The organism is Salinisphaera japonica YTM-1 (assembly GCF_003788585.1).
In the GTDB taxonomy this organism is placed as follows: Bacteria; Pseudomonadota; Gammaproteobacteria; order Nevskiales; family Salinisphaeraceae; genus Salinisphaera; species Salinisphaera japonica.
On the sequence record NZ_AYKG01000008.1, the window covers coordinates 26297 to 46176 of the forward strand.

Annotated in this window: 15 protein-coding genes; 7 read left to right on the forward strand and 8 right to left on the reverse strand. The window is 61.7% G+C overall.

The genetic code is table 11. From position 1 onward, the window contains the following. Positions 1–52: 52 nt before the first annotated feature. The 4 genes from ntrC to glnA form a co-directional block, all read right to left on the reverse strand. Positions 53–1528, reverse strand: a complete 1476-nt coding sequence (gene ntrC / locus SAJA_RS03650; RefSeq protein ID WP_123657304.1) for a nitrogen regulation protein NR(I) — start codon at positions 1526–1528, stop codon at positions 53–55. A 37-nt stretch (positions 1529–1565) separates the two neighbouring features. Continuing rightward, entirely contained in the window at positions 1566–2642 is a 1077-nt protein-coding gene (gene glnL / locus SAJA_RS03655) for a nitrogen regulation protein NR(II) (RefSeq protein ID WP_123657305.1), read from the reverse strand. Positions 2643–2695: 53 nt separating this feature from the next. Next, on the reverse strand, positions 2696–3241 hold the full coding sequence (locus SAJA_RS03660) for a DUF4124 domain-containing protein (RefSeq protein ID WP_184999730.1): 546 nt from the start codon (positions 3239–3241) through the stop codon (positions 2696–2698). Positions 3242–3640: 399 nt separating this feature from the next. After that, positions 3641–5047, reverse strand: a complete 1407-nt coding sequence (glnA, locus tag SAJA_RS03665) for a glutamate--ammonia ligase (RefSeq protein ID WP_123657307.1) — start codon at positions 5045–5047, stop codon at positions 3641–3643. Between the two features lie 264 nt (positions 5048–5311). Here glnA and glyQ point away from each other — a divergent pair, with 264 nt between their 5' ends. Genes glyQ through gmhB form a run of 3 tightly spaced genes read left to right on the forward strand, consistent with a single transcriptional unit; the run spans position 5312 to position 8840 of the window. Beyond that, positions 5312–6214 (forward strand): glycine--tRNA ligase subunit alpha, encoded by a 903-nt coding sequence (gene glyQ, locus SAJA_RS03670; RefSeq protein ID WP_123657308.1) that lies wholly within the window; start codon positions 5312–5314, stop codon positions 6212–6214. Further along, positions 6211–8292 (forward strand): glycine--tRNA ligase subunit beta, encoded by a 2082-nt coding sequence (gene glyS / locus SAJA_RS03675; protein ID WP_123657309.1) that lies wholly within the window; start codon positions 6211–6213, stop codon positions 8290–8292. The genes glyQ and glyS overlap by 4 nt, the downstream gene beginning before the upstream one ends. Further along, entirely contained in the window at positions 8289–8840 is a 552-nt protein-coding gene (gene gmhB / locus SAJA_RS03680; protein WP_123657310.1) for a D-glycero-beta-D-manno-heptose 1,7-bisphosphate 7-phosphatase, read from the forward strand. Before glyS ends, gmhB begins: the two co-directional genes overlap by 4 nt. 797 nt (positions 8841–9637) lie before the next feature. Here the strand turns inward: gmhB and gyrB are convergent. The 4 genes from gyrB to dnaA form a co-directional block, all read right to left on the reverse strand. Further along, complete coding sequence (gene gyrB / locus SAJA_RS03685; RefSeq protein ID WP_123657311.1) at positions 9638–12058, reverse strand: DNA topoisomerase (ATP-hydrolyzing) subunit B; 2421 nt, start codon at positions 12056–12058, stop codon at positions 9638–9640. A 151-nt stretch (positions 12059–12209) separates the two neighbouring features. Next, the gene (recF, locus tag SAJA_RS03690; protein WP_123657312.1) at positions 12210–13283 is read right to left on the reverse strand and encodes a DNA replication/repair protein RecF; all 1074 of its coding nucleotides are present in this window, start codon (positions 13281–13283) and stop codon (positions 12210–12212) included. Between the two features lie 9 nt (positions 13284–13292). Continuing rightward, positions 13293–14393, reverse strand: coding sequence for a DNA polymerase III subunit beta (gene dnaN, locus SAJA_RS03695; protein WP_123657313.1), 1101 nt, complete (start codon positions 14391–14393; stop codon positions 13293–13295). A 255-nt stretch (positions 14394–14648) separates the two neighbouring features. After that, positions 14649–16001, reverse strand: coding sequence for a chromosomal replication initiator protein DnaA (gene dnaA, locus SAJA_RS03700; protein WP_123657314.1), 1353 nt, complete (start codon positions 15999–16001; stop codon positions 14649–14651). A 140-nt stretch (positions 16002–16141) separates the two neighbouring features. Here dnaA and rpmH point away from each other — a divergent pair, with 140 nt between their 5' ends. The 4 genes from rpmH to mnmE are packed head-to-tail and all read left to right on the forward strand — an operon-like array spanning position 16142 to position 19874. After that, positions 16142–16276 carry a 50S ribosomal protein L34 gene (gene rpmH / locus SAJA_RS03705; RefSeq protein WP_123657315.1) on the forward strand — a complete coding sequence of 45 codons (135 nt, stop codon included), beginning with the start codon at positions 16142–16144 and terminating at the stop codon, positions 16274–16276. Positions 16277–16290: 14 nt separating this feature from the next. After that, positions 16291–16653: a ribonuclease P protein component gene (gene rnpA, locus SAJA_RS03710; RefSeq protein WP_123657316.1), complete on the forward strand. Its 363-nt coding sequence runs from the start codon at positions 16291–16293 to the stop codon at positions 16651–16653. A 56-nt stretch (positions 16654–16709) separates the two neighbouring features. Then, a complete protein-coding gene (gene yidC / locus SAJA_RS03715) occupies positions 16710–18488 on the forward strand; it encodes a membrane protein insertase YidC (protein ID WP_123657317.1) in 1779 nt (592 codons plus the stop codon). Positions 18489–18491: 3 nt separating this feature from the next. Continuing rightward, positions 18492–19874, forward strand: coding sequence for a tRNA uridine-5-carboxymethylaminomethyl(34) synthesis GTPase MnmE (gene mnmE, locus SAJA_RS03720; RefSeq protein ID WP_123657318.1), 1383 nt, complete (start codon positions 18492–18494; stop codon positions 19872–19874). The last annotated feature ends 6 nt before the right edge of the window (positions 19875–19880 follow it).

Here is a 19880-nt window from a genome sequence, read left to right on the forward strand (position 1 = left end):
GTTCACCGGCCCTGACGGTAGAGCGCGGCACGGCCGTCGCGCAAGCCGGCGCTTATAAATCCAGTTCCTTGATCTTGCGGGTCAGCGTATTACGGCCCCAGCCCAGAAGACGCGCGGCATCCTGGCGATGGCCGTGGGTATGGGCCAGCGCGGCACGGATCATCACCCGCTCCAGGCGCGGCACGGCCTCGTCGAGCAGGTGCGCCTGGCCGGCCGCAAGCGCCTGATCGGCCCAGATCGCCAGCGCGTCATCCCAAACGTCGTTTGTCTGCGATGACTCGGGCGCGGGGGTATTGTCCGGCGACAACGCAGGCGTTGGCGCGACGGTGCGACTGGTTGGCCCGGTCGGTGCGTCCCGGCGCAGCTCGAGCGGCAGGTCTTCGAGCACCACCTCGCGCCCGGGCGCCATCACGGTCAGCCAACGACACAGATTCTCCAGCTCACGGACGTTGCCTGCCCAGTCCAGGTCGGTGAGAAAATCCCGCGCGGGCACGCCGAGCGTCTTGTGCTCCATGTCCAGCTCGTCGGCTGCCCGCGCCAGAAAGAAATCCAGCAAGAGAGGAACGTCCTCGCGGCGCTCACGAAGCGGCGGCACGCGCAGGCGGATGACGTTCAGGCGATGATAGAGATCCTCACGAAAGTGGCCGTGCTTGACCTGGTTTTCCAGATCCTGGTTGGTGGCCGCGATGATGCGCACATCCACGCTGACCGCCTGATGCCCGCCCACGCGATAGAACTGGCCGTCCTGAAGCACGCGCAACAGCCGGGTCTGTAGATCGGCCGGCATATCGCCGATTTCGTCGAGGAACAGCGTGCCGCCGTGGGCCTGCTCAAAACGCCCACGGCGCTGGGCGGCCGCCCCGGTGAACGCGCCCTTCTCATGGCCGAAGAACTCGGACTCCATCAGGTCCTTGGGAATGGCAGCGGTGTTGACGGCGATGAACGGCCGGGCCGCTCGGGGCGAGTTCTCGTGCAAGGCATGGGCAACCAATTCCTTGCCGGTGCCGGATTCCCCGGTGATCAACACCGTGATATTGGACGCCGACAAACGCCCGATGGCCCGAAAGACCTCCTGCATGGCCGGAGCTTCACCGATCAGCGACGTACCGGCAGCCTGACGCGCCGGGCGCTGAATATCGGCCTCGCGAGACAAACGCCCTGCCCGCGTGACCAGCTCCACGGCCTCATCCAGATCGAACGGCTTGGGCAGATATTCAAAGGCCCCGCTTTTATAAGAAGCCACCGCCGAATCGAGATCGGAATGAGCCGTCACGATGATGATCGGCAGACTGGCCACCACGGCATGGACGCGCTCGAGCAGATCCAGCCCGGAGATGCCCGGCATGCGAATATCGGTAAGCAGCACGTCGGGCGTGGCCTCGTCGAGGGCGTCCAACAGCTCGGCGCCACCGGGAAAACAGGTCACCTGCATGCCCGCGCCGCCCAGCGCGCGCTCCAGCACCCAGCGGATCGATTCGTCGTCGTCGACGACCCAGACAGTCAGCTCGCTTGCCGGTGACAGGTTCATACACGGCTCATCGGTTGGACAAACAATACGGGCGCGCTCATTCGCTGGCCTCGCCCATGGGGAGAAACACGCTGAACACGGTCTGGCCGGGCCGGCTTTCGCATTCGATCAGGCCGTCGTGCAGATGGATCAGATACTGGGCGATCGGCAGGCCCATGCCCGAGCCATCGGCGCGCGAGCTCACCATCGGGTGAAAGATGCGCGGCAATAGATCACGATCGATACCCGGCCCGTTATCGATGATATCCACGCGGGCGACCAGTCGGTGCTGAACCCCGCCGATGGTGAACAGCCGCTGCGTACGCGACCGAATCATCACCTGGCCGGCATTGTCGAGCGCATGCAGGGCGTTGCCGATCAGGTTGAAAAAGACCTGTATCAGCTGCTCGCGATCGGCGGCCAACGCCGGAATGCTGGGATCATAATCACGCACCAGCGAAACATCGGCCGCCATGTCGGCTGATACCAATGCGCGGACGTGCTCCAGCGGCTCGTGGATATTGATCGGCTGCTTGTTGGGCGGCCGACGCGGGCCCAGCATGCCGTCGACGAGATTCTGGAGCCGGTCGGCCTCACGGATGATCACGGTGGTGAACTCGACAAGCCCCGGATCATCGATCTCGCGCTCGAGCAGCTGGGCCGCGCCGCGCAAGCCGCCCAGCGGGTTCTTGATCTCGTGGGCCAGCCCGCGAATCATCTCGCGGTTGGCCAGATTCTGGATCCGCATCTGGTCATCGCGCGAGATCCGCAGCTGTCGATCCAGCGAGAGGAACTCCAACAGCAGTGCCGGCTGGCCATCGTCTTCGGTGAACGGGGTGACCGTGCAATCCACGATCAGCGGGTCACCCTCGCCGGCGGCCAGATGCAACTCACGCTCGGTGTAAGCCGCGCCTTCGGCCAGGGCCGCGGTCAAGCGCGGGCGATGATCGGCCAGATACGGCAATGCCCGATCAAAGACCTCGTGATGACAATGCCGGGCCGAGACGCCGAACAACATCTCACTGGCCGTATTCAGATAGCTCACGGTCAGCGAGGCATCGAGGCAGACGACGGCCGTACGCAGATTATCGAGAATATTGCCCGGCGGGATGCCGGGGCGGGTGGCTTTGTGCATGACGTCTGGCTTGCAAGGTTCGGGCCATGGCTGCATGACACAGCCGCTTCGTCTCAGCTGGGCGGACGTCCTGCGCGCTCGCCCGGTGCGGGTGTCGACGTCGGCCCGGCCGCGGAACCCGCGCCCAGCGCCATTTCAAACACCACGTGATCGGTGCGGCCGGTGGGTGTGTCGTGTGCCACGAGCTCGACATCCAGCTCGTGGCGGCCGGGGACCAGCCGGTCGACGGCCAGACGCGTGGCCCGCGGCGGGGCGTCCTCCAGCACACGGCCGTCCAGGCGATAGATCAAGCGCTCATCCGGGCCCAGACCGTCGGGGATCATCAGCGAAATCGTGGCCTCACCGCGGGGATCGACAATACGTGCCCCCGGGCCCGGGGTGGCAATCCTTGGCGTATGACTGGCCCCGGGCGGGGTGGCCGCCGACGTCGTGGCCGGGCTATCGGCGGGCTCGGCCAGCGCCCGTATCGATTGATCGGCGCGACGGGCGGCCGGGCTGGCCGCGCGGTCGCTGTAGTGGCGCACGCCGGCAGCATCCGTCCAGACATAGACCGGAGCCGCGAGTGCGCTCGCACCGACCGTGACAAGGACGGCAACCATCAGATAACAGTAAGCAGGCCGGATCATGGCCCGAGCGTGACGCAAAAACGAGGGTCGTGCAGGCATAAAAAAAGACGCACCCGCGAACGGATGCGTCCTGTCTTGCGACCCGGCGCTTAGGCAACGGGCCCTAGGGCGTGTCGTCATAAGATAAGCCGGCGCACCGGTAGCCAAGCCGCGGCAAGACAAGGCATCGCGAGTGCAGCGTGGTTATTCCACGTAAACGAACGATAACGCAGGATTGCCGCGGCTTGGCCACCGGCCCATTCGGGTTGCCCGCGCCGGACGCGCCATGCGGCGTTACGGACCTTGACCGTGGCTAGCCACGCTCGGCGGCCCGCGCCTTGCCTGACACGTCCGGTGCGGGCAATGCGACGGCATATCTTATGACGACGCGCCCTAGCAGCTGTAGTACAGGTCGAACTCGGCCGGGTGCGTGCTCATCTTCAGACGCAGCACTTCCTCGGACTTCAGCTCGATGTAGCCATCGATCAGGTCGTCGGTGAAGACATCGCCCTTCTTCAGGAACTCGCGATCGTCGGACAGCGCCTGCAGCGCTTCTTCCAGCGACTGGGCGACGGTCGGAATGGCTTTTTCCTCTTCCGGCGGCAAATCGTAGAGATCCTTGTCCATGGCTTCGCCCGGATGGATCTTGTTCTGGATACCGTCGAGGCCGGCCATCATCATCACGGCGAAGGCAAAGTACGGGTTAGCGGTCGGATCGGGGAAACGCACCTCGATACGACGGGCCTTGGGGCTGGAGACCCACGGAATACGGATCGAGGCCGAGCGGTTACGCGCCGAGTAGGCCAGCAGCACCGGGGCTTCAAAGCCCTTGACCAGACGCTTGTAGCTGTTGGTCGAGGCGTTGGCGAAGGCGTTGATGGCCTTGGCGTGCTTGATGATGCCGCCGATGTAATACAGCGCGGTGTCCGACAGGCCGCCGTACTCGTCGCCGGAGAAGATGTTCTTGCCGTCCTTGACCAGCGACTGGTGGACATGCATGCCCGAGCCGTTGTCGCCGACCAGCGGCTTGGGCATGAAGGTGGCTGTCTTGCCGAAGGCATGGGCGACCTGATGCACGCAGTACTTGTAGGTCAGCGTTTCATCAGCTTTCTTGACCAGCGTGTTGAACAACATGCCGATCTCGCCCTGGCCGGCGGTGCCCACTTCGTGGTGATGCACTTCCGTGGTCAGGCCCATTTCTTCCATGGCCAGGCACATGGCCGAGCGGATGTCGTGCTGGGAGTCGACCGGCGGGACCGGCACATAGCCGCCCTTCACGCCCGGGCGATGGCCCATGTTGCCCTCTGCGTAGGCACGGCCGGTGTTCCAGGCACCCTCTTCCGAGTCGATCTCGAAGCCGGCGCTCTGCATGTCGTTGTTCCAGCGCACGGAATCGAAGATGAAGAATTCGGCTTCCGGGCCGAACAGCGCGGTGTCGGCGATGCCGGTCGAGGCCAGATACGCCTCGGCGCGCTTGGCCACGGTGCGCGGGTCGCGCTCGTAGCCCATCATGGTGTTGGGTTCGAGCACGTCACAGCGAATGTTGACGGTCGGCTCTTCGAAGAACGGATCCAGCACCGCGGTGCTGTCGTCCGGCATCATCACCATGTCGGAATCGTTGATGCCTTTCCAGCCGTCGATCGACGAGCCGTCGAACATCTTGCCTTCTTCCATGAACTCGTCGTCGACGACGTGCGCCGGCATGGTCATGTGCTGTTCTTTGCCGCGGGCGTCGCAGAAACGAAAATCCACGAACTTGGCCTCGGTCTTCTTGATGAGTTCGAGCGCTTTACTCGCCATGATCACTCCTTGATGGATGGGTGCGCTGCTGTCTGCCGTATCCCGCAGCCAGTACAACGGGTGCACTATAAAGGCAGGTTCCGTGCCACGTCATCTATGGCGCAAAACCGGTCTGCTACCTGCTTTTGCCCTATTTTGGTGCCGTAAATTGCACTGTTTTAGACCTGTAGCTGACCACTGCATTAAAAAAGTGCAGATCCGCCGGGCCGTCGTCATTCGACGGGGTTCGTTACAATGCCCGCTGAATCGATAGAGCGCAGACCAATGGATTTTCAACAGCTCATCTTTACGCTGCAGCAGTTCTGGGCCGATCGTGGCTGTGTGGTGGTTCAACCGCTGGATATGGCCGTGGGGGCCGGCACCTTCCATACCGCGACCTTTCTGCGCTCGATCGGGCCAGAGCCTTGGCGTGCGGCCTACGTGCAGCCCTCGCGTCGCCCGACCGACGGCCGCTACGGTGAAAACCCCAATCGCCTGCAGCACTATTATCAGTTCCAGGTGCTGTTGAAACCCTCGCCCAAGGATATTCAGGCGCAATATCTGGCCTCGCTGGAAGCGCTGGGTCTGGATATGTCGATCCATGACGTGCGCTTTGTCGAGGACAATTGGGAGTCGCCCACGCTGGGCGCCTGGGGTCTGGGCTGGGAGATCTGGCTCAACGGCATGGAGATCACCCAGTTCACGTATTTCCAGCAGGTCGGCGGCATCGATTGTCGGCCGGTCTCGGGCGAGATCACGTACGGGCTGGAGCGCATCGCCATGTATATCCAGAACGTGGAGTCGGTCTATGATCTAGTGTGGTCGAAGTCGGCGTATGGCACGGTCTATTACGGCGATGTGTTCCACCAGAACGAGGTCGAGCAGTCGATCTACAACTTCGAGCACGCCCCGGTCGATGCCCTGTTCCGACGCTTTGACGAGCTTGAGACCGAATGTCTTGCCCTGGTGGATCATGGCCTGCCCTTGCCGGCCTATGAGCGCATGCTGGAGACCTCGCATGCCTTCAATCTGCTGGACGCACGCCATGCCATCTCGGTCACCGAGCGCCAGCGCTTCATCCTGCGTGTGCGCACGCTGGCGCGCGGCGTGGCCCGTGCCTATTACGATGCCCGCGAAGCGCTGGGCTTTCCCATGCTCACCCCGAATCAGGAAGACACCGCGGCATGACGGCCACGCTACTCATCGAAATCGGTCTCGAGGAACTGCCGCCGGCGGCCATGTGCCCGCTGGCCGAGACATTTGCCCGCCAACTGGCCGCCGAGCTGGATAGCGCCGGTATCGCCCGTGGTGAAACCACCGCCCTGGCCACGCCGCGTCGCCTGACCGCGATGATTGAGGCCGTGGCCGCCGAAAGCGCGGTCGAGGCCGTCGAGAAACAGGGCCCCACGTTGGCCATCGCTTATGACGAGAGCGGCCAGCCCACCAAGGCCGGTCAGGGGTTTGCCCGCTCGGTCGGCGTGGCCATGGAGGCTCTCGAGGTCGAGGACACCGACAAGGGCCAGCGGCTGCTCTATCGCGGAACCCGCGAGGGCCAGCCCTTGAACGCGCTCCTCCAGGGCGCGGTCGACAACGCCCTGAAGAACCTGCCGATCCCCAAGCGCATGCGCTGGGGCGACTCACAGGCTGCCTTCGTGCGCCCCGTACACTGGGTGGTTGCCCTGCATGGCACCGAGGTTCTGGATCTGTCGGTCTTTGATGTGGTCGCCGGGCGCCATACCAGCGGTCATCGCTTTCATCACCCGGGCGAGATCGAACTGGCCCAGGCTGAGGATTACATCGAACGCCTGCGCTCGCCGGGCTATGTGCTGGTCGATATGGATGCCCGACATACGCTGGTCGAGGCCGAGGTGCATCGCGCGGCCGACACGCTGGGCGGCCATGCGTTGGTCGACCCGGCCCTCGTTGAGGAGGTCATTGCCCTGGTGGAATGGCCGGTCGGCGTCGCCGGGCGTTTTGATACGCGTTATCTCGGTCTGCCGCGAGAAGTCCTGATCGCCACGCTCGAAGGGCACCAGCGCTATTTTCCGGTCGCCGACGATAGCGGTGCCTTGATGGCTGGTTTTGTCACCGTGGCCAATATCGAAAGCCGTGACCCGGCCCAGGTCGTGGCTGGCAATCAGCGTGTGGTCGACCCGCGCCTGGCCGATGCCCTGTTCTTCTGGGACGCCGACAAGCGCGCCGGCCAGGCCGCGCGGATTCCGGCTCTGGCAGCCGTGAGTTTCCAGCAATCGCTGGGCAGTATCGCCGACAAAAGCGCACGGGTTGCTGCCCTGGCGGCCACACTGGCCGCACCGGCCCAGGCTGATCCGGCGATCGTTGCGCGCGCCGCCGTGCTGGCCAAAACGGATCTCGTGACCGAAATGGTCGGGGAGTTTCCCGAGCTACAAGGTGTGATGGGCGGCTATTACGCCCGCGAGGAAAACGAGCCCACGGCCGTGGCCGATGCCATCGTCGAGCACTATGCCCCGGCCGCGGCCGGGGCGCCGATCGCGGCCTCACCGGCCGGGCGTGCGCTGGCGCTGGCCGACCGGCTGGACACCCTGGCGGGCATTTTCGCCATCAATAAGCGCCCCAGCGGCGACAAGGATCCGTTCGGGCTGCGCCGGGCCGCGCTGGGTGTGCTGCGCACCCTGATCGAATCCGGCATGCGACTGGATCTGGCCGCCCTCATCGAGCAGGCCATCGCCGCGCAGCCGGTCGACGCCGCCCCGGACACGAAAGCCGCACTCTGGCAGTTCCTGATGGAGCGGCTGCGTGGCTATTATCTGGACAAGAGCGCCACACCGGCCCAGTTCGCGGCCATGTCGGCGCAGAACGTGACTGATCCGGTCGATTTCGATGCCAGGCTGGCCGCGGTACAGGCCTTCGAGCGCCTGCCCGAGGCGGCGATCGTGTGCGGCGCCCACAAGCGTATTCGAAATATCCTGAAGCGTAACGACGAGGCAACGATTGCCGAAGCGATCGTTGTCGAACATCTGGTCGAGCCCGCCGAGCAGGCCCTGCACGCCCGTCTGGTCGAACAGACCGCAAGTATTGATACCGCCGCGGCCGAAGGCGCCTATACCGAGGCGCTGGCCGCCCTGGCACCGTTGGCCGAGCCGCTGGACGCGTTTTTCGAGGCCGTTATGGTCATGGCAGACGACGCCACCCTGCGCGCGAACCGCCTGGCCCTGCTCGTGGCCATTGATACCGAGTGTCGTAAAGTGGCCGATATCTCGTGTCTATCGGTGGAGAACGCGTCATGACACTGTCCACGGTCGTGCTTGATCGCGACGGCGTGATCAATCGCGACAGCCCGGCGTTCATCAAGTCGGCCGCCGAATGGCATGCCCTGCCCGGCGCCCTGGAGGCCATCGCCCGGCTCAAACACGCAGGTATGCGCGTGGTGGTTGCCAGCAACCAGTCGGGCCTGGGCCGTGGCTTGTTTGAATACGATGCGCTTCTGGCCATGCACGACAAGATGACCCGCCAGATCGGCGACCTCGGCGTGGCCTTGGACGGCATCTTCTTCTGCCCCCACACCGCCGAAGCCAACTGCGGCTGTCGAAAGCCGGCCACCGGTCTGCTCGACGACATCATGGGGCGCTGGCATCTTGGCCCCGCCGAATGCGTGATGATCGGCGATAGCCCGACCGATATCCAGGCAGCGCATGCTGCCGGCATCACCGCGATTGGCGTGCGCTCGGGTAAGACCATCGACGCCGACGATGAGCGTTGGGCGGACGTGCCCATCGTCGACGATCTTTCGGCCGCCGTGGATCGGCTGCTGCGGGGCGAACCTGATCCTTCGTGAAGCCATCCGCAGGTGACACCGACCGGATCGTGGCGAGCGTTCACAAGACATACGTCCGCGAATGAACGCCAATAAACGCGAATAAAAAGAAGACAATTCGCAGACAACGCAGACGCCCGGGAGAGGCATCGAGTACGGCGTCTTAGCAACTCAGCAGCCGGGGCGACGATCAGTTACTTTCCGAGGGGGATTTACAGAACCTGCTCAATCTTCGGATAACCGTCTGTATTCATTCGCGTTTATTGGCGTTCATTTGCGGACAGGGTTTTCGTTCGCGTAGCGATCGCTCAGTCTCGTGGGCCGGTGAGAACGCAAATAGAAAGAAGATCATGCGCAGATTACACAGATGACGCAGATTGCTTGGGCAGCACGTCGAGTAAAGCGTTGTAGCAGCTACAAGCTCAAGCTGACGATCATTTGCTTTCCAACTGAATCTGCGAAATCTGCGGATAGTCTTCATGAAAAAGCCGCGTCGAAACGCGGCTTGTTAGGGCCTATTGCCGTTTCATGCGAGCGCCGCGTTGGAGACCGCAAATCGTGTCCTGCAAGGCGCGAGTCGCCGCATCGTGGCGTGCCACGATCAAGGCTCGTAACGCTGCAGGGCGCCCATCTTCAATTTTTTATGGGCGGCCCAACCCTTTGGGACAAGCGCTGTTTTGCGGCAATACAGCGTTCTAGCCCTCTTACGCAGAATGACTGCGCGGCGGGGGCTACGCCTCGTCTTGCCGCAAAACAGCGCTTGGCGCGGGCCCGCATGAAACGGCAACAGGCCCTAGTTGCCTGCGATTCAGCGCCAATCAAACATCCAAATTCGACACCATCAGAGCGTTGCGCTCGATGAATTCGCGGCGCGGTTCAACGTGGTCACCCATGAGTGTGGTGAAGATCTGGTCGGCACCGACGGCGTCGTCGATCTTGACCTGCATGAGACGTCGGCTTTCCGGGTCCATGGTGGTTTCCCAGAGTTGCTCTGGGTTCATTTCGCCCAGGCCCTTGTAGCGTTGGACGTTCAGGCCGCGCTTGGCCTGTTCCAACAGCCAGCGATAGGCTTCGTCGAAGGTTTCGATCTCTTTCTCGCGCTCGCCGCGATTCACGCGCGCGCCCTCGCCGATCATGCCCGTCAGTTCCGCGCCCAGGCGAGACATGCGCTGGTATTCGCCGCTGGCGAAGAAATCTTCGTGCCATACAAAGATATGCGGAATACCGTGGCTATAGCGCGTGACCTGTAGATGCAACGGATGCTCGTCGTCTGCCGGCTTCACCTGCACTTCGTAGCGATGCCGCGGCTCTTTTCGGGCGTCCAGCCGTCCCTGCAAGGCCTCGGCCCATTCGCTCATCCAGGCAGCGTCTGTGAATGCCTCGGTCGTGACCGGTGTGAGATACGTCATCTCGGTCAACGTGGCCGGGTCGAACCGCCGTGCCATGCGATCGATATCCTCGAGCATGCCGGTATAGCGATGCGCCAGATCGGCCAGCGCGTCTTCAGCGATCGGCGGCGTGTCACCGGAGACCCGGAACTCGGCCTTGTTCAAGGCCAGGCGCAGCAGATAGTTCGACAACTCCTTGTCGTCCTTGACGTAATATTCCTGCTTGCCCGATTTGACCTTGTAGAGCGGCGGCTGGGCGATATAGATATAGCCGGCCTCGATCAGCTCGAACATCTGACGATAGAAGAACGTCAGCAGCAGCGTGCGGATATGCGAGCCGTCGACGTCAGCATCGGTCATGATGATGATGCGGTGATAACGCAGCTTCGCCGGGTTGAATTCATCGCGCCCGATACCACAGCCGAGTGCCGTGATCAGGGTGCCCACCTCGGCCGACGACAACATCTTGTCAAAGCGTGCTTTTTCCACGTTCAGGATCTTGCCCTTCAAGGGCAGAATCGCCTGATTGTGTCGATCACGGCCCTGCTTGGCCGAGCCGCCGGCCGAGTCACCCTCGACCAGGAAGAGTTCCGATTGCGCCGGATCTTTTTCCTGGCAGTCAGCCAGCTTGCCCGGCAGACCCGCGATATCCAGCGCCCCCTTGCGACGCGTCATGTCGCGGGCCCGACGCGCGGCGTCGCGTGCTCGTGCCGCGTCGATCACCTTACCGGCGATGACACGCGCGTCCTTCGGGTTTTCCAGCAGGAAGTCGGTGAGCTGCTCGGTCACCTGTGATTCAACGGCGGCTCGTACCTCGGAGGAGACGAGCTTTTCCTTGGTCTGCGAGGAAAACTTAGGATCCGGCACCTTGACGGAAATGACCGCGGTCAGCCCTTCGCGGGCATCGTCGCCGGACGGCGAGACCTTTTCTTTCTTGGCCAGGCCTTCGGACTCGATATAGCCGTTGAGGCCACGCGTCAGCGCGCCGCGGAATCCCGCCAAATGCGTGCCGCCATCCTTCTGCGGGATATTGTTGGTATAACAGAACACGCTTTCCTGATACGAGTCGTTCCACTGCATGGCGACCTCGACCACGATATCGTCGCGCTCGCCGGTGAAGTAGAAAACGTTCTCGTGCAGCTGTGTCTTGTTCTCGTTGAGCGCTTCTACAAAGGCTCGGATGCCGCCTTCGTACTCGAACACCACGTCACGCTCGGTGGCCTCTTCCTTTAGGCGGATGCGCACACCGGAGTTCAGAAACGACAACTCTCGCAGCCGCTTGGCCAGGATGTCGTAGTTGAAGTCGATATTGGTGAACACTTCATCGCTGGGATGAAAATGGATCGCGGTCCCGGTTCTATCGGTCGCATCCAGCTGTGCGAGCTCTTCGCTGGGCTCACCCATACTGTATCGCTGGCAATAGTGATAACCGTCGCGATGGATATCCAACTGCAGGAAGTCCGACAGCGCGTTGACTACCGATACACCCACGCCGTGGAGCCCGCCGGAGACCTTATAGGAGTTGTCGTCGAATTTACCGCCGGCATGCAGCACGGTCATGATGACCTCGGCAGCCGGCTTGCCTTCGCCTTCGTGCATATCCACGGGTATACCACGGCCATCATCCGACACGGTGATGCTCTGATCACGATGAATCGTGACCAGGATCTCGTGACAGTACCCGGCAAGCGCTTCATCGATCGCGTTATCCACGACCTCGAACACCATGTGATGCAGCCCGGTGCCGTCATCGGTGTCTCCGATATACATGCCGGGGCGCTTGCGTACGGCTTCGAGCCCTTTCAGCACTTTGATGCTGCTGGAATTGTAATCGCCGTTGGATTCCGCCATGCGCCGACCTCGGCTAGTGTTCGGGAAAGTTTGAATTTTAGCACGAAGTGCTTAACAAGCGGGCTTTCGCGTAACGCCCGGCTCGCGACTTATCCCCCGGGAGTACACAGACGACCATCAATTCGCCGACAGACTGCAGCTTTCGGAAATATCAGGCGGATATACGTCCGTGTTCCACGTGAAACACACGCTCATTGAGAAGTGCTTCGGGAATCAACCCATGATCGAGAAAAGTGACGAAACACTGGGCTTGGCAGCGAACAATCTCTTCGGCGAAGGTTTGTCTATATTTCTGGCCCAATTCCGCGGCCATGTCGTCGATTAAAAGTATCGGTCGAATGCCACGTATCTCATAGAGGATATGAGCCTGTGCCAGCAGTAGCGCGGCTGTCAGAATCTTCTGTTGTCCACGTGAAACCCAGTCACGAGCGCGTGTTGCGGCAATATTGATACGAATATCAGCACGGTGCGGACCGTTCCCAGTGAAACGTGCCTTGGCGTCCTGCTCAAGAGAAGCTGCCAAGGCTGCGCCATAGCCATCGTTCCCGCGCCAACCGGGCTGATATTCAAAGATCAGCTGATCTTCGCCAATGAGTGCTTTGGTGTTCTGCGGCAACTGCCTCTGAACATGCGAAAGATAGCGCCGGCGACAGGCGTCGACGATTTCACCCTGCTCTACCAACTCCGGATCCCAGGCGACGACCTCATGTTTTGGCCGTTGATGACGCAACGCCCGGTTGCGTTGTTTCAACGCTCGCCGATAACGTCGCCATGCCGGGAAAAAGGCATGTTCCACGTGGAACACGCCCCAATCGAGAAAATGACGACGGTGTTGCGGGCCTTCCTCAAGCAGCCGATGGACGTTGGGATCGATATGCTGGAGCGGTAATGCACTGATCAGATCGTAGCGACGCGTCGTGATCTGATCGTCGAGCTTGAATGCGACGTTGCGCCGAGCTACATGGCAGCCAATACGGTGTGATGTCGCCGCATCGTCGCCGGTGACACGGCTGCGAACCGTAAAAGCATCGGCGTCGTGATGGATCGCGTGAGACAGCTGATTCTGCCGAAACGATTGCCCTCGCCCCAATAGATAAATGGCCTCGAGCACACTCGTCTTGCCCGAAGCGTTATCACCTACGATGCAATTGATACCAGGTGACGCCTGGATGTCACATTCCCGAACACACCGAAAATGATCGATATAAAGCGAATCGATCCGCACAAGAGCGTGCTACAGCCGCATCGGCATGACGACGTAGCGGCTGCTCTCGTCGCCGACTGCTTGAAGCAGGCCACTGCTGTCCGCGCCTGACAGGGCCAGTAGAAACTCCTCCCCGTCCATGGCACCGAGGGCGTCGAGCAGATAAGTGACGTTGAAGCCGATCTCTAGCGGCTGGCCATCGTAGGAAACTTCGATCTCGTCTTCTGCTTCTTCTCGCTCGACGTTCTGGGCCTGCAGCTTGAGCGTGTGTTCGCCCAGAGTGAGCCGTACACCGCCAAACTTCTCATTCGACAGAATGGCCGTTCGCGACAGCGCCTGACGAATCGTATCGCGGTGCGCGGTCATTTCCTGCTCGGGCTGTGCTGGAATCACGCGTTCGTAATCAGGGAAACGACCGTCAATCAATTTCGTGGTGAAACTTAGACCCGGCAGTTCTAACCGCAGATGCTTGTTCGATAACATCAGCCGGATTTCAGCATCGCTGTTACCTAGCAGCCGGACAAGCTCGGTCACGCCTTTTCTCGGAATGATGGCCTGTATCGCTTCATCCACGTTGACGTCAATATTGGCATCCGATAACGCCAGCCGATGTCCGTCGGTAGCCACACATCGCACCCGATCACTTCGCAGTGACAACAGAAGACCGTTCAGGTAATAACGGACATCCTGCTGGGCCATGGCGAAGTGTGTGCGATCGAGCAGCCCTTTCAACGTGTTCTCGGGGATCGAGATCGTCTGCCCGCTCTCTACTTCATCCAGATGTGGCCAGTCGTCGGCAGACAGCACGGCAAGTGTGAATCGAGAACGATTGGACTGGATCTTAGTCTGGTTTCCTTCCTGACGACATTGAATTTCGGCGTCATCAGGGAGTCCACGACAGATATCAAGCAGCTTACGCGCCGGGATGGCGACTGCCCCCGGTGCTTCAATGACGGCCGGGCAGTGTGTGACGAGCTCGAGTTCTAGATCAGTTGCTGTGAGTGTGAGCTGGTTGTTCTCGCCCTGGATCAATACGTTCGACAGGATCGGCATAGTCTGGCGTCTTTCGACGACACCGATCACGGTCTGGAGGGCGGAGAGCATGTCTCGTCGCTGAACTGTGAACTGCATGGGCTTCGATCTCCGGGCGGTAATCGTCTTGCTGTCTTAATGGCTTAAAAGAAAAATAGTAGTAACAACAATAGCTGAAGGGCTATGCTGTTGATAACTCTATTTTTCTTTTGAATTCATATACTTGCTTACTTATTAACATTGTTTGTTAACAGCGTTACAAACTGTTTGGAACTTGTGTGCAGATTGTGGACGGTTTAGACCCAGGTGCGGCGACCTCTTTCCGCGCTGTGGTTATCCCTGACTTGTCCACAACTAACTGGTGAGTATGCGGCTCAAGTTGACATAATCTTCGTCGAATCGCGTATCGGTCTCTCGAAGTTCTTTGACCTTGCGACAGGCATGCAAAACTGTCGTGTGATCGCGACCGCCGAAACCCTGACCTATCTCGGGCAGGCTGTGGTTCGTCAGCTCTTTAGCCAGCGCCATTGCCATCTGCCGCGGCCTGGCGATTGTTCGAGTACGCTTCTTGCCAAGCAGGTCAGCCAGGCGGATCTTGAAATACTCGGCGACGGTCTTCTGGATGTTTTCGATCGTTACCAGGCGGTCATACACCGCGAGCATGTCGTAGAGCGCTTGCTTGGCGAACTCGACGGTGATGGTTGCGCCCGTGATCTGGGCTGAAGCCTTGAGGCGATGGAGCGCACCCTCGAGATCGCGCACGTTCGAGCGCACGCGCTTGCCGATGAAGAAGGCGACTTCCTGCGGCAGTTCTATGCCGTGAAACTCGGCCTTGGACAGCAGGATGGCGACCCGGGTCTCCAGCTCCGGAGGCTCCACCGCCACGGACAGGCCCCAGGAGAAGCGTGATTTCAACCGATCCTCAAGCCCGTCGACCTCTTTGGGAAAACGATCGCAGGTGATGATGATCCGTTGGTTGGCCTCGAGCAGCGAGTTGAACGTATGAAAGAACTCCTCCTGCGAGCGGTCCTTGCCGGCGAAGAACTGGATATCATCGATCAGCAGCGCATCGAGCGTTCGATAGTGTTCCTTGAAGCGCTCCATCCGATTATGTCTAATCGCGGTGATCATCTCGTTGACGAAATGCTCTGAACGCACGTAGGCAATACGAGCGCGAGGGTTATTGGTCAGCAGACGATGGCCCACGCTCTGCATGAGATGGGTCTTGCCCAGGCCCACACCGCCATAGATCAACAGCGGGTTGTAAGCCATGTTCTCCGGATCGGCGGCCTGCTCGGCGGCCGCGCGCGCAATCTGGTTGGACTTGCCCTGCACGAACGATTCGAACGTGTAGCGGGCATCCAGGTTGTGTCGCGCCGTATCGGTCAACGGCGGCGCATCGGCCTCGACCGGCTCGGCGACCTGCTTGCCACCGCCGACCAGCACACGAATACGTCGCGGCGCTTCTCCGAGCTCGGAGAGCGCGTTGGCGATCGGGGCGCGCAGTTCACGCTCAACCTGGTCGCGAACGACTTCGTTGGGCGCCATGAGATCCAACCCATCGTCGCCAAAACGTGCTTCAAGCGGCCGCAGCCACAGGTTCACGTCTTTTTCCGGAAGCCGGGTTTCGATATGGGTCAGACAGCGCTGCCAAAGCGTATTGGCCAAATCGTTCGCTCCGTGCCGGCAAGAAAGGGCGCTGCACATGGCGCGCGGCCGAACAAGTTAACGTACTTGTCACAGCTTATCCACAGCCTTATTCAAGGCTTGCGGATAAACGCCCACGCGCATAAAATCCGCGCTCTTTTACGTCAACATGTGCCTTGCAAAGGCGCAGGAGCCTTCTCATGAAGCGCACTTTTCAGCCCAGCAATCTGCGTCGTAAGCGCACCCACGGTTTCCGTGCCCGCATGGCCACCAAGAACGGTCGTCGTGTGATCGCCGCGCGTCGTGCGAAAGGCCGCAAGCGTCTGACGCCGTAAACCGAGCCGTATTCGTGCGAGCCGCGTTCCCTCGCGAAGCGCGTCTGCTCGCCCCGCCTCAGTTCCGGGCGGTGTTCGCCGACGGCGAGAAATTCGTCAGTCGGGGATTCGTGCTGATCGCTGCACGCTCGCCATCGGGCCGATCGCGGCTCGGGCTAGCGCTGGCAAAGCGTCGTATCCGGCGTTCGGTTGATCGCAACCGTGTCAAACGCGTGACACGCGAATCGTTTCGACAGCATCAGAACCTGTCATGTCCGGTCGATATCGTGGTGCTTGCACGCAGCCATACCAGCCACATGACCAACGCCGAGCTGTTTGATCAGCTGGCGGTGATCTGGTCCAAGATAGCGGCCTCGAAGACGCTGCGTCAGCCTTGAAAGACATCCGCTAAGTCGCCGCGGCGCCTCATCTCGCGAACCGGGAACTCCGACCGATGGACAATATTCGCTTTGCTCTGCTCTGTGCCGCCGCGGCGGTCTGCTTCTTCCTGTATCAGGCCTGGCAGACTGACTACGCGAATCAACCCACGGCACAGGTCGCCCAGCAGAGCGACCAGCCGGCTGACACGAGTGGGCCGGCCAATACGGGCGACGACGACGTGCCGAGTATCGGTGCACCGTCCAGTAAGGGATCGAGTACATCCAGCGATGGCACGGGGGGCAGCGCGCCGGCCGGCCGCATGGCCGAGGTGCCCGGCAACAACGCCTCGCCGGTGGCTCAGGGCGAAAAGATTCATGTCGTCACCGACAAGCTCGACGTCGTGATCGACACCACCGGCGGTAGTCTGTCGCGGGTGGCGCTGCGCGGGGTGCCGCTGTCGTCGGAAAAGCCGGACACGGATCTGCGCCTGATCAACGATTCCCTGCCCGATTTCTTCATCGAGCAGAACGGCCTGATCTCCAAGGACGGCGATGCGCCCACGCATACCGCCAGCTTCTCGGCCAGTAAGACCGATTACGAGATGACCGAGGGTCAGGACACGCTCGTCGTGCCCATGACCTGGACCGACAACGCCGGTCATACCGTGGTCAAGCGCTATACCTTCCACCGCGGCAGCTACAAGATCGGTCTCGATCAGCAGGCACAGAACCGGGCCGGTGCGCCGTGGGACCTGTCACAATACGTGCGCTACTGGCGTACGCCGCAGGCGGCAACGGGCGACGTGCCGTTCTCCTCGCCGTTCTTCGGCGCCGGCTGGTACCAGGCCAAGGGCGACGAAGAGTACGCCTACCAGACGCGCGATCGTGAAGACATCCTGAGCGATCCGTTGACCCTGAGCCAATCGGGCGGCTGGATCGCCATGATCCAGCACTACTTCATCGGCGCCGTCGTGCCGCCGGCCGATAGCGAGGTGCGGTTTTTCGCACGTGGCAAAGGCATCCAGGGCGCCAGCGGCGGTTATGCGACCGGTTTCGTCGGCGCTCAGAAAAGCGTTGCCCCGGGCAGCAGTGCCGATTTCAGCTCGACGCTGTTCATCGGCCCGAAATACCAGGATCAGCTTGACGGTGTCGCCCCGGGTCTGGGCCTGACGGTCGACTATGGCTGGTTCTCGGTGCTGGCGCGCCCGATCTTTGCGGTGCTGGAGTTCCTGCATTCGCTGGTGGGCAACTGGGGCCTGGCGATCATCCTGCTGACCTGTGTCATCAAGGCCCTGTTCTACAAGCTCTCGGAAATCCAGTTCCGTGGCATGGCCCGCATGCGCAAGTTCCAGCCGCGCATGGCCAAGCTCAAGGAGCAGTACGGCGACGACAAGCAGGAACTCCAGAAGCGCATGATGGCGCTGTACAAGGAAGAAGGCTTCAACCCGATGGCCGGCTGCTGGCCGCTGTTGGTGCAGATGCCGGTCTTCATCGCGCTGTACTGGGTACTGCGTGAGTCGGTCGAATTGCGCCATGCGCCGTTCATGCTGTGGATCAACGACCTGTCGGCGCCGGATCCCTACTTCGTGTTGCCGGTGATCTTCGGCCTGACCATGTTCCTGCAGCAGCGGCTGAACGTGAATGCGGCCATGGATCCGATGCAGCAACGCATCATGCAGATCATGCCCATCGGCATGGCCGTGTTCTTTGCCTTCTTCCCGGCCGGTCTGGTGCTCTACTGGTGTACTAACAACCTGTTGACCATCGCCCAGCAGTGGTACATCTACCGCAAGCTGGATAACGAAGAGGCCAACGGCGGGCCGAAGCCCAAGAAGGCGAAGGCTAAGAGTTAGCCGATGAGCACGGTCGGCCGGGGGCAGCCTTCGGGCGATACCATCGCCGCGCTGGCCAGCGGCGCCGGTCAGGCCGGCGTCGCGGTCATTCGTATCTCCGGCCCGGCCGTGCCGGAGATCGTGACCGACCTGATCGGGCGGCTGCCCAGGCCTCGCTATGCCGTGCTAGCGGCGTTTTTTGACGATCAAGAGCAGGCTATCGACAAGGGCCTGGTGCTCTATTTCCCTGCCCCGGCCTCGTTCACCGGTGAGCATGTCGCCGAGCTGCATGGCCACGGCTCGCCGATTCTCGTGGATCTGCTCCTCCAGCGACTGGTGGCGCTGGGCGCACGGCTGGCCGGCCCGGGCGAGTTCTCGCAGCGGGCGTTTCTCAACGACAAACTCAGCCTCGATCAGGCAGAGGCGATTGCCGACGCGATCGCGGCCAAGAGCGCGGTGACCGCCCGCGCGGCCGTGCGGGCAGTGGAAGGGGCCTTCGCCGATGAAATCGAGGCCCTGGTGGCCGAGCTGACGGCGCTGCGGGTCTATACCGAGGCCGCCATCGATTTCCCCGACGAGGAAGACGTCAATTTCCTGGGGGACGGCCAGATCCTGGGGCGCCTGGATGCCATTGCGACCGACCTGGCCGCACTGCGGCGCGCCGCCGGCCAGGGCGCCGGGTTTCGCGATGGCCTGCGGGTCGTGATCGTCGGCCGGCCCAACGTCGGCAAATCCAGCCTGCTCAATCGCCTGGCACGACGGGATTCGGCCATCGTGACCGATATCGCCGGCACCACGCGTGATGTGCTCACCGAGCAGCTGTCGATCGATGGTCTGCCGTTGACCCTGATCGACACCGCCGGCCTGCGTGACACCCTCGACCCGGTCGAGGCCGAGGGTGTGCGACGGGCGCGTGCCGAGATCGATACCGCGGATCGCGTGCTGCTCGTCATTGACGATACGGCCGGCCTCACACGGGACGACCAGGCGCTTATCGATGAGTTCGCCAACCTGGCCTCTGGCTCGGGCCTGACGCTGATCGCCAACAAGAGCGATCTATCGGGCCAGTGCCCCGGTGCCTGCGAGATCGGCGGGTTGCCCGGCGTGCGGGTATCGGCCCACAGCGGCGAGGGTTTCGAGGCTCTTGGCCAGCATCTCAAGCATCTGGCCGGCCTGGACGATCAGGCGGAGCCTGTCTTCGTGGCCCGGCGACGTCATCTCACCGCACTCGACGCCGCGGCCCGGCACCTGGTTGATGCACGCCAGGTGCTGACCGTGGATGCCGCGGGTGATCTCGTGGCCGAAGAACTGCGCCTGGCGCAGAACGCGCTGGGCGAAATCACCGGGCGGGTGACCAGCGATGATCTGTTGGGCGAGATCTTCTCCAGCTTCTGTATCGGCAAGTAGCCGGGG

Coding starts and splice junctions, on each gene's coding strand:
- SAJA_RS03660 (WP_184999730.1), bottom strand. CDS start 3,241: ATGGTTGCCGTCCTTGTCACGGTCGGTGCGAGCGCACTCGCGGCTCCG.
- glyQ (WP_123657308.1), top strand. CDS start 5,312: ATGGATTTTCAACAGCTCATCTTTACGCTGCAGCAGTTCTGGGCCGAT.
- gyrB (WP_123657311.1), bottom strand. CDS start 12,058: ATGGCGGAATCCAACGGCGATTACAATTCCAGCAGCATCAAAGTGCTG.
- dnaA (WP_123657314.1), bottom strand. CDS start 16,001: ATGTGCAGCGCCCTTTCTTGCCGGCACGGAGCGAACGATTTGGCCAAT.
- gmhB (WP_123657310.1), top strand. CDS start 8,289: ATGACACTGTCCACGGTCGTGCTTGATCGCGACGGCGTGATCAATCGC.
- glnA (WP_123657307.1), bottom strand. CDS start 5,047: ATGGCGAGTAAAGCGCTCGAACTCATCAAGAAGACCGAGGCCAAGTTC.
- glyS (WP_123657309.1), top strand. CDS start 6,211: ATGACGGCCACGCTACTCATCGAAATCGGTCTCGAGGAACTGCCGCCG.
- rpmH (WP_123657315.1), top strand. CDS start 16,142: ATGAAGCGCACTTTTCAGCCCAGCAATCTGCGTCGTAAGCGCACCCAC.
- dnaN (WP_123657313.1), bottom strand. CDS start 14,393: ATGCAGTTCACAGTTCAGCGACGAGACATGCTCTCCGCCCTCCAGACC.
- yidC (WP_123657317.1), top strand. CDS start 16,710: ATGGACAATATTCGCTTTGCTCTGCTCTGTGCCGCCGCGGCGGTCTGC.
- mnmE (WP_123657318.1), top strand. CDS start 18,492: ATGAGCACGGTCGGCCGGGGGCAGCCTTCGGGCGATACCATCGCCGCG.
- glnL (WP_123657305.1), bottom strand. CDS start 2,642: ATGCACAAAGCCACCCGCCCCGGCATCCCGCCGGGCAATATTCTCGAT.
- ntrC (WP_123657304.1), bottom strand. CDS start 1,528: ATGAACCTGTCACCGGCAAGCGAGCTGACTGTCTGGGTCGTCGACGAC.